This is a genomic window from Nonomuraea sp. CA-218870 (assembly GCF_050936535.1).
Classification (GTDB): Bacteria; Actinomycetota; Actinomycetes; order Streptosporangiales; family Streptosporangiaceae; genus Nonomuraea; species Nonomuraea corallina.
The window spans coordinates 1,892,671-1,905,891 of record NZ_JBNJMN010000001.1; the positions used below are offsets into that span (position 1 = coordinate 1,892,671).

General features: G+C 73.3%; 8 protein-coding genes. 6 read left to right on the forward strand and 2 right to left on the reverse strand.

All coding sequences use genetic code 11. The features are described from left to right. Positions 1-43: 43 nt before the first annotated feature. Positions 44-2,221 carry an acyl-CoA dehydrogenase gene (locus ACQEUU_RS09425; protein WP_433063016.1) on the forward strand — a complete coding sequence of 726 codons (2,178 nt, stop codon included), beginning with the start codon at positions 44-46 and terminating at the stop codon, positions 2,219-2,221. Between the two features lie 16 nt (positions 2,222-2,237). On the opposite strand, the gene ACQEUU_RS09430 is transcribed toward ACQEUU_RS09425, so the two are convergent. Then, entirely contained in the window at positions 2,238-4,052 is a 1,815-nt protein-coding gene (locus ACQEUU_RS09430) for a hypothetical protein (protein WP_433063019.1), read from the reverse strand. A 106-nt stretch (positions 4,053-4,158) separates the two neighbouring features. Between ACQEUU_RS09430 and ACQEUU_RS09435 the strand changes: the two genes are divergently transcribed. The 5 genes from ACQEUU_RS09435 (at position 4,159) to ACQEUU_RS09455 (ending at position 12,074) form a co-directional block, all read left to right on the forward strand. Then, the gene (locus ACQEUU_RS09435; RefSeq protein ID WP_433063021.1) at positions 4,159-5,829 is read left to right on the forward strand and encodes a hypothetical protein; all 1,671 of its coding nucleotides are present in this window, start codon (positions 4,159-4,161) and stop codon (positions 5,827-5,829) included. A gap of 111 nt (positions 5,830-5,940) precedes the next feature. Beyond that, positions 5,941-6,075, forward strand: coding sequence for a hypothetical protein (locus ACQEUU_RS09440; protein ID WP_433063024.1), 135 nt, complete (start codon positions 5,941-5,943; stop codon positions 6,073-6,075). A 12-nt stretch (positions 6,076-6,087) separates the two neighbouring features. After that, complete coding sequence (locus ACQEUU_RS09445) at positions 6,088-6,891, forward strand: glycosyltransferase (RefSeq protein WP_433063026.1); 804 nt, start codon at positions 6,088-6,090, stop codon at positions 6,889-6,891. A gap of 18 nt (positions 6,892-6,909) precedes the next feature. Continuing rightward, the gene (locus ACQEUU_RS09450) at positions 6,910-8,016 is read left to right on the forward strand and encodes a glycosyltransferase family 4 protein (RefSeq protein WP_433063029.1); all 1,107 of its coding nucleotides are present in this window, start codon (positions 6,910-6,912) and stop codon (positions 8,014-8,016) included. Then, positions 8,013-12,074: an alpha-(1->3)-arabinofuranosyltransferase domain-containing protein gene (locus ACQEUU_RS09455; protein ID WP_433063032.1), complete on the forward strand. Its 4,062-nt coding sequence runs from the start codon at positions 8,013-8,015 to the stop codon at positions 12,072-12,074. The genes ACQEUU_RS09450 and ACQEUU_RS09455 overlap by 4 nt, the downstream gene beginning before the upstream one ends. Here the strand turns inward: ACQEUU_RS09455 and ACQEUU_RS09460 are convergent. Continuing rightward, positions 11,995-13,149 (reverse strand): acyltransferase family protein, encoded by a 1,155-nt coding sequence (locus ACQEUU_RS09460; RefSeq protein WP_433063035.1) that lies wholly within the window; start codon positions 13,147-13,149, stop codon positions 11,995-11,997. The genes ACQEUU_RS09455 and ACQEUU_RS09460 overlap by 80 nt on opposite strands. Between the last annotated feature and the right edge of the window lie 72 nt (positions 13,150-13,221).

Consider the following 13,221-nt stretch of genomic DNA (forward strand, 5'->3'; position numbering starts at 1 on the left):
AATATGGTTCTGGCATCTACGGAAACCGCCTGGAGGATGAGCGATGGCGATCGGGTTGAGCGAGGAGCACGAGGCGCTCCACGAGTCGGTGAGCCGCTGGGCGGAGCGCGGCATTCCCACCGACACGCTGCGCTCCGCCGCCGACGAGCGGCCGGCCTTCTGGCCGGGCCTGGCGGAGCAGGGTCTTCTCGGCCTCCACCTGCCGGAGGAGGCGGGCGGCTCGGGATACGGGCTGCTGGAGGCGGCCGTCGCCGTCGAGGCGCTGGCCGAGCGGATGGCGCCCGGCCCGTACGTGCCGACCGTGCTGGCAAGCGCGGTCATCCACGCATCCAAGCACCACGAGCTGCTGGCCGGCCTGGCCGACGGCACCAGCACCGGCGCGCTGGCCCTGTCCGGCGCCCTCACCGGCACGCGGGCGGGTGACGGCTCGCTGACCGTGTCCGGCGCCGCGGAGCCCGTCCTCGGCGGCGCCACGGCCGACGTGATCGTGCTGCCGGTCGCCACCGAAGACGGCGAGCTGTGGGTCGCGGTCGACGCCGCGGCGGCGACCGTCACCTCGCTCCAGTCGCTCGACCTCACCAGGTCCGTGGCCAAGGTCGAGCTGGACGGCGTCAGCGTGCCCGCCGACCGGGTGCTCGACGGGGTGGAGAGCGCCGACGTCCGCAACATCGCCGCCGTCCTGCTCGGCGCCGAGGCCGCGGGCATCGCCTCCTGGTGCGTCAGCTCCGCCGCCGCCTACGCCAAGGTGCGGGTGCAGTTCGGCCGGCCGATCGGCCAGTTCCAGGGCATCAAGCACAAGCTGTCGCGCATGCTGGTCGCGCTGGAGCAGGCCCGCGCCACGGTCTGGGACGCCACCCGCGCCGACGGCCAGGAGCTCGACTACGCGGCCGCGGTCGCCGGGGTCATGGCTCCGGACGCCGCCGTGCAGTGCGCCAAGGACGCCATCCAGACCTTCGGCGGCATCGGCTACACCTTCGAGCACGACGCGCACCTCTACTACCGGCGCGCGCTCACCCTGCGCGCGCTGCTCGGGCCGTCAGCCGAGTGGGCCGCCCGCGTCAGCGAGCTGGCCCTGCGCGGCGTCGGCCGCGAGATGGAGCTCGACCTGCCGGAGGACGCCGAGCCGCTGCGCGAGGCCCTGCGCGCCGAGATCGCGGAGATCGCTCAGCTGGAGGGCAAGGAGCAGCGGCGGGCGCTGGCCGCGCGCGGCTTCGTCATGCCGCACCTGCCCAGGCCGTGGGGGCGCGGCGCGAGCCCGCTGGAGCAGGTGCTCATCGCCCAGGAGCTGAAGGCCGCCAAGGTCAAGCTCCCCGCGCTGATCATCGGCGCCTGGGTGGTGCCGTCCGTCGCCGTCTACGGCACGCCGGAGCAGCAGGAGCGGTTCCTGCCCAAGACGCTCAGCGGCGAGATCATCTGGTGCCAGCTCTTCTCCGAGCCCGGCGCCGGCTCCGACCTGGCCTCCCTGCAGATGAAGGCGGAGAAGGTCGAGGGCGGCTGGCGGCTCAACGGCCAGAAGATCTGGACGTCGGTCGCGCACGTCGCCGAATGGGGCATCTGCATCGCCCGCAACTCCAGTGAGGGCTCCAAGCACGAGGGCATCACGTACTTCCTCGTCGACATGAAGTCCCCCGGCGTCACCGTCCGTCCGCTCACCGAGATGACCGGTGAGAACCTGTTCAACGAGGTCTTCCTGGACGACGTGTTCGTCCCCGACGACCTCGTGGTGGGCGAGGTCGGCGACGGCTGGAAGGTCGCCAGGAACACGCTCTCGAACGAGCGCGTCTCGCTCTCCTCCGGCTCCGGCGGCACCGGCGCGTCCGTGCCCGACCTGCTCGGGCTGGTCGGCCGGCTCGGCCGCGAGCTCACGCCGGTCGAGGCGGACCAGCTCGCGGGCGTCATCTGCGAGGGCCACTCGATCAACGCGCTGTCGTTGCGGGTGACGCTCAAGCAGCTCGCCGGCAACGAGCCGGGCGCCGACGCCTCGGTGCGCAAGCTGCTGTCCACCTCGCACGCCCAGCACGTCTCCGAGACCGCCGTGAGCCTGATCGGCGCGCAGGCCACGCTGGCCGCCGACATGAAGCTCGGCGACCCCGGCTACTGGAACCGCGCCGTGCTCGCCACCCGGGCGATGACCATCTACGGCGGCACGACCGAGGTGCAGCTGAACATCATCGGCGAGCGCCTGCTCGGCCTGCCCAGGGACCCCGAGCCGGGCAAGTGACCCCCACCCGGTCCCCTCACGGCAGCGCCGGCCGTGCGGGGACCGGCGTGCCGTTCTCGGCCGGCACGGGCTTGCCCGCCTTGATCTCGCCGACGCACGCGCCCGCCCCGCCGATCGTCCGCAGAGCCAGTTCGGAGCCCGCGCCGCTGACGGTGGCGTAGGTGACGCCGAGGTCCCGGCCCGCCCGGACCTCGGCCTGCGAGCCGCCCAGCCGGACGACGAGCGTGGTCTCCGCGCCGTTCAGGTACGCGACCCGTACCGTCCACTCGTCACCCGGCAGCGGCTCGGGCAGCGGGAAGACCACCTCGTCGGCGCCGACGGGCGTGCAGGAGGCGCCGGCGGGCACGGTGACGCCGTCGAGGTCGACCGGGTTGAGCCGGCCCTGCGCGTCGAACATGAGCGGGGCGCCGACCGGCCCGGACAGCCGTTCCGTCCAGTTCACGGGGCCGGGCGCGAGCGGGCCGAGGACGGTGGAGACGCGGGCGTACTGGTAGAAGAAGATCGGTTCGGCCACCTTGGCCGGCACGTACGTGTCCAGCACGACCGAGCCGGAGGGCGCCCGGGCCAGCGCGACGCGGGCCGTCTCCACGTACCCTTCGACGTTCCTGCCGAGGGGGAGCGCGCCGAAGGCCGTCACCGACCAGACCGAGCCCGCCGCGACCACGGCCGCCACCGGCGCCCAGGCCCGCCGCGACCACGACGGCGGGGGCCGCAGCCAGGGCCGTTCCTCGCCCGCCACCGGGATGAACGCCAGCCCGATCACCACGGTCACCAGGACCGCCGTCGAGGAGACGTACCGCAGCTCGAACCCGGCCAGGTCGGCGCCCAGCTGGGCGGCCCGCCCCAGCCAGATCGGGACCACGTCGGCCAGCAGCACGTAGCCGAGCAGCATCGTCCAGGCGAGCCAGGCCCGCCGCCGGTGGCGCACGGAGAGCGCGACCGCGACGGCCGCGGCGGCGCCGGCCGCCCACATGAGCGCGGCCGGCGGGGCGCCCAGCGCGTAGTCGTCGCCGATCGGCTGCCAGTTCCACGGCCCGCCCAGCGACGCCGGCACCAGCGACCCCGTCAGCAGCTTCCACGCCGTGCCGGCCGCCACCCCGGCCGACGGCAGCGCGGGCTCGAACGTCACGTTCGTGAGCTGCACCGTCGTGAACAGCTGCCGGAAGAAGATCACCGTGTACGGGACCAGGACCGCCGCGTAGAGCAGCCAGATCCGCCTGGTCCCCGACCGGTTCAGCCAGCCGAGGGTGAGCACCAGGGCCAGCACGGGGATGAACGGGGCCTTGACGAAGAAGGCCATGCCGAACACGGTCCATCCCGCCGCCGCGAGCGCGTGCTGGAAGCGCCGGGTGCGGGTGTAGAGGACGTGCGAGCTGAGCGCCATCGCCAGCGCCGTCTGGAACGGCAGGATCTCCACCACCACCGCCCACCACACGGTGGAGGGCAGCGTCATCGGGGTGAGCAGGTAGAACCCGAGCGGCAGCAGGATCGCCGGCCGGGACCCGAACAGCACGCGCAGCAGCCGCAGCACCGCCAGCCCCGCCGCGGCCAGGAGGGACACGGTCACGGCGTGGGCCAGCACGTCGTTGTAGACGCCCAGGCGGCCCATCGCCCAGTGGATCGCGAACGGGGCGGGCATCAGGTGGCCCCAGTCGATCCGCATCAGGTAGTCCCAGGTCAGTCCCTGTTCCAGGCCGCGGGCGATGAACATGAAGTCGTCCTGGCGGAAGTACGTGCGGCGGATCAGCTCGAACTTCCACACCAGCGCGGCGGCCACCATGGCCAGCCCCGCGGCGAGCACCATGTCGCCGCGGCCCGTTCTCGCCGTCACGGCCGTCCTCCCCTGGCTCCAGCCCCCACTGCCAGCATGGCGGACGCATCTCTCATATGGCGACATGCTGGGAAAAGCAGTCATCGAGGTGTGATGTCATAGCAGAATGCCTCACCAGGCCAGAGCCGCCCTGGCCGGGGCCGTCCTCGGTCTCACCCTCGCGACCCTCGCGCTCGGACCTGCCCTGAGCTGGGGATTCGTGCTGCTCCACGACATGGTCTTCGTCCCCGACCCGGCGTTCTCCCTCTTCACCTTCGGGCTGGCGGGCGGCGCGCCCCGGGTGGTGCCCAGCGACGCCGTGGTCACGGCGCTCTCCCAGGTGCTGCCGGGGGAGCTGGTGCAGAAGCTCATCCTGCTGGCCATCTTCGTCCTGGGGGCATCCGGGGTGGCCGTCCTCGTCCCATCGCCGGGCCTGGCGCCCCGGCTCGCCGGCGCCGCCTTCTACGTGTGGAACCCGTACGTGGCCGAGCGGCTGCTGATCGGCCAGTGGGCCCTCCTGCTGGGGTACGCGGGCCTGCCGTGGGTGGTCCACGCCCTGTGCCGGGGCCGCCGCCTGGCCGTCTCCCTCCTGCCGGCGGCGACGGGCGGCTTCGCGGCGATGCTGGTCACCGTCGTCACGGCCCTCCCGGTCGCCGCGCTCGCGCGGAGACCGGCGCGGGCGGGCGCGGCGGAGGGGGACGGCGCCGGCGGGGATCACCGCGGCCGATGGGCGCGGGTGCTGCGGGCCGGGGTCGTGCTGGGGGCCTTCTGCCTGCCCTGGCTGGTGCCGGCGGTGCTGCGTCCGCACGGCCTGGCGGGAGACCCGGTCGGGGTGGAGGCGTTCGCGTCGCGGGCCGACACGCCGTTCGGGACCCTGGGGAGCCTGCTGTCCCTGGGCGGCATCTGGAACGCCAACGCCGTGCCCGTGGGCTACGGGGAGGTCGTGGGGGCGGTGGCGCGGCTGCTGCTCACGGTGGCAGGGAGCGCCGCGTTCGTCCGGCTGGGGCGGGGGTTGCCGTACCGGAACGGGCTGGTGGTGGCGGGCGTCATCGGGTTCGCGATCGCGAGCGCCGGCGTCACCGAGGCCGGACGGTCGGCGCTGAAGTGGCTGGTCGGCGTCTGGGGCGGGTTCGCCGTCTTCCGGGACGCGCAGCAGTACGTGGCCCCGGTCGCGTTGCTCGCGGCCGTGGGGATCGGGCTGCTGGCGGCGGCGGCCGGGCGGGTTCCCGGGGCGGAGCCTGAGCCGGTCCCGGCGGCAGGGCGGGACCGGGGGCGGCGGCGCGGGACGGCGGGTGTGCTGGCGGGCGCGCTGGTGGCGGTGCCGGTGGCCGTGCTGCCGACGATGGCGTGGGGGGCGCTGGGGGCGCTGGACGCGGTCCCGTACCCCCGGGCGTGGTACGAGGCCAGGGTGACGTTGCGTGACGATCCGGCTCCAGGTGACGTGCTGGTGCTGCCGTTCGAGTCGTACCGCAGATTTGACTGGAACGGCGGCCGGCCGGTGCTCGACCCGGCGCAGCGGTTCTTCGCGGTGCCGGGGCGGCGGGTGGTGACGAACGACGTGGTGCGCGTGGGCGAGATGGTCGTGCGGAGCGAGGACCCCCGCGCGACGGAGGTAGAACGCGTACTAGAAGGCCGTTCTCCTGACCTGGCCGGTCTGGGATTCAGGTACGTCATCGTTGATGCGGGGACAGTTGAGGAGCGCAATCGGTTCGCCGGCTGGCTCCGGGACGCCGAGGTCGTGGCCGACGCCCCTGAGCTGCTTCTCTACAGGTTGGCGCCGTCGCAAACACCCCGGTAAGGGGTGCTATCAGCGCTTTGGTAAAAATCCGGTCTAGCTACTAGCGAGTAGCAGTAATTGGTTCTAGGTTTGTGCCCAGTCCCGGACTCTGTCGTTTCAGGAGGAACCCCCGTGATCAAGGTCTTTTTAGCGGCGATCATCGGCGTCGCCGTGGCCGCCCTGTTGATGACGATCACCACCGTCTCCCTGACCGGGTCCACCGCCACGCCTGTCAACCAGCCGCTCTACAACTACGGCGTGCGGTAACCGAGCGCCGCCATGTCGCCCTCCTCCGCCAGGGACGCGAGGGCGAGCCGGCGACCACTGCTCGAGATCGTCGTTCCCGCCCACAATGAGGAACGCCGACTTCCCGGGGGGCTCCTGCAGCTGTGCGCGAAGCTTGCCCGCATGCCGTTTCCGACCGCCGTCATCGTCGTCGACAACAACAGCACGGACGGCACCGCCGAGATCGTCCGCACCTGGCCCGAGGGCGAGGTACCGGTCCGGCTGGTGAGCTGCCCCGAGCCCGGGAAGGGGGCGGCGGTCCGTGCGGGACTGATCGGGACCCGTGCTCCGTTCGTCGGGTTCTGCGATGCCGACATGGCCACCGACCTGGCCGCCGTCGACGTCGCGCTCGGCCTTCTCTTCTCCGGGGAGCGGGTCGTGATCGGCTCGCGGGCGCACACGTCCTCGAGCGTCGAGAACCGTCACAGCCGGGTCCGCGAGATCGGCGCGGTCGGCTTCCGCGCACTGGCCAGAGCGCTGGTGCGCGGGGTGAGCGACACCCAGTGCGGGTTCAAGTTCTTCGACGGGCCGCTGGCCCGCGAAGTGGCGGCCGAACTCCGCACCCCCGGGTTCGCGTTCGACGTGGAGCTGCTCGCGCGCTGCACCGGTCGCGGCTCCCGGGTGCTGGAGATCCCGGTCCACTGGCGTGACATGCCGGGATCGCGGTTCTCCCCGGCCCGGCACAGCTTCGGCATCCTGCTGGAGCTGGGCCGGATCTGGCTGCGGCTGCGGGCCTTCCCGCCCGCGTCCGTCTCGCCCGCCTGGGAACCTCCCCTCGACCCCGTCGGATATCCGTGAACACTCCATGATCACTCCATGAAGGTGGCCGTCGTCAACTGGCGCGACCCCTGGCACCCCGACTCCGGTGGCGCCGAGACCTACGCCTGGCAGATGGCGAGCCGGATGGCCCGCGCGGGCCACGACGTGTGCTTCGTGACCGCGCGGGCCCCCGGTCAGTCACGGGCGCAGACCAGCGACGGGGTACGGGTCCGCCGGATGGGCGGGGTGTTCACCGTCTATCCGCTGGTGCTGCTCTGGCTGCTGGCCAGGCGCGCCAGGTTCGACGCGGTGCTCGACTGCCAGAACGGCATCCCGTTCTTCACGCCGTGGGTGCTGCCGCGCCGTACCCGGATCCTGCTGGTCGTGCACCACGTGCACGACCGGCAGTTCGGCGTGCACCTGCCGTGGTGGCTGGCCGCGGTGGGACGGTTCCTGGAGGGGCCGGTGTCGCGCTGGACCTATCGCGGGCGCGCGAGCGTGGCCGTGTCGCCGTCCACCGTCCGCGCCATGCGGGAGCGGCTGGGCTGGACCGGCCCGATCCACGTGGTGCACAACGGCGTGAGCGCCGGCCGGCCGCCCGAGGTCGCCAGGAGCCCGGCCCCGCGGGTCGTCTGCGTCGGCAGGCTGGTCGCGCACAAGCGGGTGGACGTGCTGCTGGACGCGGTGGCGGAGCTGCGCGAGCGGTGGCCCGGCCTGAGGGCCGACGTCGTCGGCCGCGGCCCGGAGGAGGCCGCGCTGCGCGCTCGGCTGCCCGAGGGCGTCACCCTCCACGGCTATCTGCCCGAGGAGGAGAAGGAACGCCTGATCGCCTCGGCGTGGGTGCACGTCAGCGCCTCGCAGGGCGAGGGCTGGGGGCTGTCCGTGGTGGAGGCGGCCGCGCTCGGCGTGCCGACCGTCGCGTTCGACGTGGACGGGCTGCGGGACGCGGTACGGGACGGGGAGACGGGCTGGCTGGTGCCCGACACGGGCTCGCCGGCGACGGACCTGGCCAAGGGCCTCGCCACCGCCCTGGACGAGCTGACTCGTGAGGGCCCTGACGCCTATAACATGAAATGTCGTGAATGGGCTGGCCGGTTCTCCTGGGACGCCGGCGCCGATCGCCTGATGGCGCTGATCAGCGGTGCGAACCTGGAGGAGCGGTGACGGACAGAGCCCGGCACCGGTTCTGGCTGCTGTTGTGCTGCGCCGGCTTCGCGATCCTGGCGTTCACCACCAAGCCCGGCCACCTGATCTCCGACACCAAGCTCGACCTGGCGCTGAACCCGCTCGGCTGGCTGGAGCGCGCCACCCACCTGTGGGACCTGCAGCACTTCGGCCAGCTCCAGAACCAGGCGGCCGGCTACCTGTTCCCGATGGGCCCGTTCTTCGCCCTCGGCGACCTGGCCGGCGTCGAACCGTGGATCACCCAGCGGCTCTGGCTGACGCTGCTGTTCTGCGCGGCGTTCCTGGGCGCGGAACGGCTGGCCGGCAAGCTCGGCATCGGCACGCCGGGCACCCGGATCGCCGGCGCGCTGGCGTACGCGCTGGCCCCCCGCGCGCTGTCGATCGTCGGCGAGATCTCGATCGAGTGGCTGCCCGCCGCGATGCTGCCGTGGATCCTGATCCCGCTGCTCACCGCCGCCGAGACGGGGCAGCGCGCCAGGGCGGCGGTCCGGTCGGGGCTGGCCGTGGCGCTGTGCGGCGGGGTGAACGCGGTCGCGGTGCTGGCCGTGCTGGTCGCCCCCGTCGTCTACATCCTCACCCGGCCGCGCCCGGTGCCGCGCTGGCGGATGCTCGGCTGGTGGACCGCCGCCGTCACGGTGGCCACCCTCTTCTGGTCGCTGCCGCTGCTGCTGGTGGGCCGGTACGCGTTCTCGTTCCTGCCCTACACCGAGACCACCGCCGCGACCACGCAGGTCACGTCGCTGACGAACGCGCTGCGCGGCGCCTCCGACTGGGTGCGCTTCCTGCCGCTCAGCGGCGTGTTCGAGCAGCCGCCCGGCTACGCGATCGCCACCTCCGGCGCCATGGTCGCGGTCACCGGCGTCATCGCCGCGCTGGGCCTGGCCGGGCTGGCCCGCCGCGACCTGCCCGCCAAGGGCTTCCTCGTCACGCTCTTCCTGGTCGGGACGGCCGCGGTGACCGCCGGGCACATCAGCGCGCTGGAGCCGGCGGTGGCCGAGCCGATCCGGTGGCTGCTCGACGGCCCGCTCGCGCCGCTGCGCAACCTGCGCAAGTTCGACCCGCTGATCCGGCTCGCGCTCGCGTTCGGCCTGGCCCACCTGCTGGCGAGCGTCCTCGGCCGGGCCAGGCTGCCGCTGCGGACCGTGGCGGTGGCCGCGTTCGCCGCGCTGGTCCTGCCGGTCTTCAACCAGGGTCTGGCGTACCCGGGCGTCTTCAAGCAGGTGCCCGACCACTGGCGGGAGGCCGCGGCCTGGCTGGACGAGAACGCGGGCGAGTCCGGCGTGCTGGTCGTGCCCGGCGTTGCGTTCGGCGAGTACGTGTGGGGCCGGCCGATGGACGAGCCGCTCCAGCCCCTGTCCGGCGTCCGGTGGACGGCCCGGCAGATCACCCCGCCGGGCTCGGTGGGGATGAGCCGGCTGCTGGACGCAGTCGACCAGCGGCTGACCGCCGGGCACGGCTCGGCCGGGCTGACCGAGGTGCTCAAGCGCATGGGCGTGCGCTACGTGCTCGCCCGTAACGACCTGCTCAGGGAGCAGCTCAAGGGTGCCTGGCCGGCCCGGATCCACGAGGCGATGAGCGAGTCGCCCGGCATCACCAAGGTGCGCTCGTTCGGCGAGCCGATCGGCGACGTGTTCGGCGACGACGCCGTGGACGCGCTCGACGCCGCGTTCCCCGCGCTCGACCTCTACGAGGTGGCGGAGCCGGCCGACCTGGTCACGGTGCGGCCGGCCGGGGAGGCGCTGCGGGTGCGCGGCGGCCCCGACTCGCTGCTCAGCATGGGCGACCTCGGCCTGCTCGGCGACGGGCCGGTCCTGGTGAACGACGACGCCGGCGGGATCGACGCCCCGGAGGTGGTGACCGACGCGCTGCGGCTGCGCGAACGGCACTTCGGCGAGCTGCGCTCCAACGTCAGCCCGACCCTCACCGAGGACGCGCGGGCCGGCTTCACCGGCGTGCTGGCCAAGGACCTGCTGGAGAAGGGCTGGCTGGAGAACACCGCGACCGCCGAGTACGACGGCATCGCGGACATCACCGCCTCCTCGTCGGCGGCCGACGCCGGCGCGCCCGCCGGGGTGAGCGACCCGTCGCGCGGCCCCTGGTCGGCGATGGACGGCGACGTCGGCACCGGCTGGGAGACCGACGGCGCGCGCTCGCCCACGGGCCAGTGGCTCCAGGTCGACCTGCCGTCCCGCCGTCAGCTCTCCCGCGTCCAGGTCATGTTCGGCGGCGAGATCCTGCTCGGCCAGTCGGTGGGCCGGGTGGCCGTGGAGACCGAGGCCGGCCGCCTGGAGCAGGAGGTCAGCCGGACGACCGACCCGCAGTGGCTGACCCTGCCCGAGGGGCCGACCTCGTGGATCCGGATCACGATCACCGCGATCCTGCCCGGCGACTGGGTCTACGGCCAGCGCGCCGGGATCGTCGAGCTCAGCGTGCCGGGGGTGACCGCCGGGCGGACGATCCGGCTGCCCGGCTCCGGCGAGGTGTTCGTCATGGACCGCGGCCTGGACGCCAGGCCCGGGTGCATGCGCGGGGTGAACCGGTGGGTGTGCAATCCGGCGCGGCTGGCCCGTACCGGGGAGGAGAGCAGCGGCTTCGACCGGACGTTCACCGTTGAGGAGAAGGGGCCGGCCACGCTGCGCGGCACGGCCGTGCTGCGCGACAGCGCGCTCGTGGACCGGTTCACCCGGGTCAGCGGCGCGGTGACGCGGGTGTCCGGCACGTCGCAGCTCAGCGACGACGCGGTGGTCGCGCCCCGGTCCGCGTTCGACGGCGACCTGACCACCACCTGGATCCCGGCCGACGGCGACCGCGAGCCCGCGCTCACCGTCGCCTGGAAGGGCAAGAAGAAGATCTCCCGCATCCAGGTCGGCAGGCCGGGCAGCGACACCCAGTCGCTCGACGTCGTGGTCACGGGCGACGGCGGCGTCTCGCGCGGCGGCCGGGTCGACGAGCGGGGGTACGTGCGCTTCGACCCGATCACCACCACCGAGCTGAAGATCCGGTTCTTCCCGCTCTCGCAGCGCGTACAGGTCACCGAGCTGGCCATCCCCGGCGTCGCCAAGGCCAGCACCCCGGGTGACATCCCGCTCCGTCTGGCCTGCGGCATCGGGCCGCGGATCGAGGTGAACGGCCGGGTCGTCGAGACCCGCGTCGCCGGCAGCCACCGGGACCTGCTGGAGCAGCGGCCGGTGCAGATCACCGGGTGCGAGGAGGCCGAGCTGCTGGAGGGCGACAACCGGGTCAAGGTGGCCGGGTGGGAGCCGTTCCAGGTGGAGAACCTGGCCGTCGGGACCCTGCCGGGGACGGCCCGCCAGGTGGACACGGCGGCGTGGGCCGGCACCTGGACGCGGTCCGTGCGAGAGGTGCACGTGAGCGCGCCCGAGGACGCCTTCCTGGTGATCGGCGAGAACTTCAACGCCGGCTGGCGGGCGACGATCGGCGACCGGACGCTGCGGCCGGTCCGGATCGACGGCTGGAAGCAGGCGTGGGAGCTGCCCGCCGGCACCTCGGGCGCCGTGCGGCTGGAGTACCTGCCCGACAGGACCTACTGGTTCGCGCTCGTCGCCGGGCTGGGCGGCATCGCGCTGCTGGCGCTGCTCTCCCTGGTGCCGCTCGGCCCGCGCCCCGAGCACGTCCGCGCGGCCGCCCCGGCGGACCGCTCGCGGCTGTCGCGCTGGCGGGCGCCGTACGCGGTGGTGGCGGGGCTGGCGTTCGGCTACTGGATCGCGGGCACGCCCGGCATGCTCGCCCTGGTCGCCGCCGGGGCGCTGACGCTGTGGCTGAGCGGGCGCTGGAAGGGCGCGTACTGGCTGACGGCGGTGATGTTCTGCGCGGCCGCGGGCGCCCAGGCCGCCGGCCTGACGCTGCGCGGGTACGGGATCGAGCCGGGGCCGCTGATGGACCAGGTGCCGCAGCTCCTGTCCTGCGCGGCCGTGGGGGCGCTGTTCGGGCGGCTCGTCACGCGGCGGGAGCGACCGGCTGCGGAGCCGGAGATTCCGGCGGCCGAGCAGGTGCTGACCGGCGCCGGCCGAGCGTGAGCGCGACATGTTCGATCAGGTGATAGCTGGCGACGCTCAGCAGCAGCGACACGATGAACGACACCACCGCCAGGCTGACGAAGTCGCCCGTGAACGGCGGGTCGCCGGTGATCTGCCGGTGCACGGTGATGACGGGGGCGTGCCACAGGAAGAAGCTGTAGGAGATGCGGCCCAGGTAGGCCGCGACCGGGTTGCCGAGCAGCCGGTGCCGCAGCGAGCCGGGGTCGGGCGCCAGCGCGAACGGCGCCACCGCGAGGACGGCCACGGCCGCCTCCAGGGTCACCCTGAACAGCGACTCCCCGAGGGTCGGCAGGGTGAGGGTGCGCGGGCCGGCCAGCGGCGTGGAGAGCACCGCGTACAGCAGGAAGGCCAGCACCAGCAGCTGGGGCGCGAGCGAGCCGATCACCCGGCTGCCGCCGAGCCAGACCGACAGCACCGCCATCGCCATGCCGCAGGCGAAGTACACCAGGTGGTACGGGAGCCAGAGGGCCAGCTCCGGCATCTCCAGCACCCGGGAGGCCACCACGGTGGCGACGGAGACGACCGGCAGCACCGCGATGCCGCCGAGCAGCCGGACCGGCACGTTGCCGCCCCTGACGGCCCACCGGTGCAGCGCCCAGGCGAGCACCGGCAGCACCAGGTAGAACGCCATCTCGATGGGCAGCGTCCACATCTGGTAGAGGCCCTCGGCGTTGTTCATGCCCGGGACGTAGTTCTGCAACAGGAGCAGCCAGACCACCCAGCCGGTCCAGTCGAGCGGCGTCCAGGCCCACAGGGCCAGCGACACGACCAGCCAGTAGACGGGGAGCACGCGCAGTGCCCGCCGCCACAGGTAGAGGCCGGCGGCGGGGCGCGGCGTGCCCTCCACGGCGGCCTTGGCCCACGGCCGGTACAGCAGCAGGCCCGACAGCAGGAAGAAGACCGGCACGGCCATCCCGAGGCGGGACAGCAGCCAGGCGTACATGCCCTCGCCGTACATCACGCCGGTGTTGCTGGCCACGTGGAGCAGCCACACTCCGAGCGCGGCCAAGGCGCGGATGCCGTCGAGAGCGGCGTCTCTCTTCAGTGCTCTCACCCTCCGGGTCCGGTAACCGGAACCACGATAGAACATGTTTCTATCGATTTGGTTGCGGCTCCGGTCCGGCAG

Bases quoted from the DNA above. Each gene is read 5' to 3' on its own strand.
- ACQEUU_RS09425 (WP_433063016.1), top strand. From the start codon at position 44: ATGGCGATCGGGTTGAGCGAGGAGCACGAGGCGCTCCACGAGTCGGTG.
- ACQEUU_RS09435 (WP_433063021.1), top strand. From the start codon at position 4,159: ATGCCTCACCAGGCCAGAGCCGCCCTGGCCGGGGCCGTCCTCGGTCTC.
- ACQEUU_RS09445 (WP_433063026.1), top strand. From the start codon at position 6,088: ATGTCGCCCTCCTCCGCCAGGGACGCGAGGGCGAGCCGGCGACCACTG.
- ACQEUU_RS09450 (WP_433063029.1), top strand. From the start codon at position 6,910: ATGAAGGTGGCCGTCGTCAACTGGCGCGACCCCTGGCACCCCGACTCC.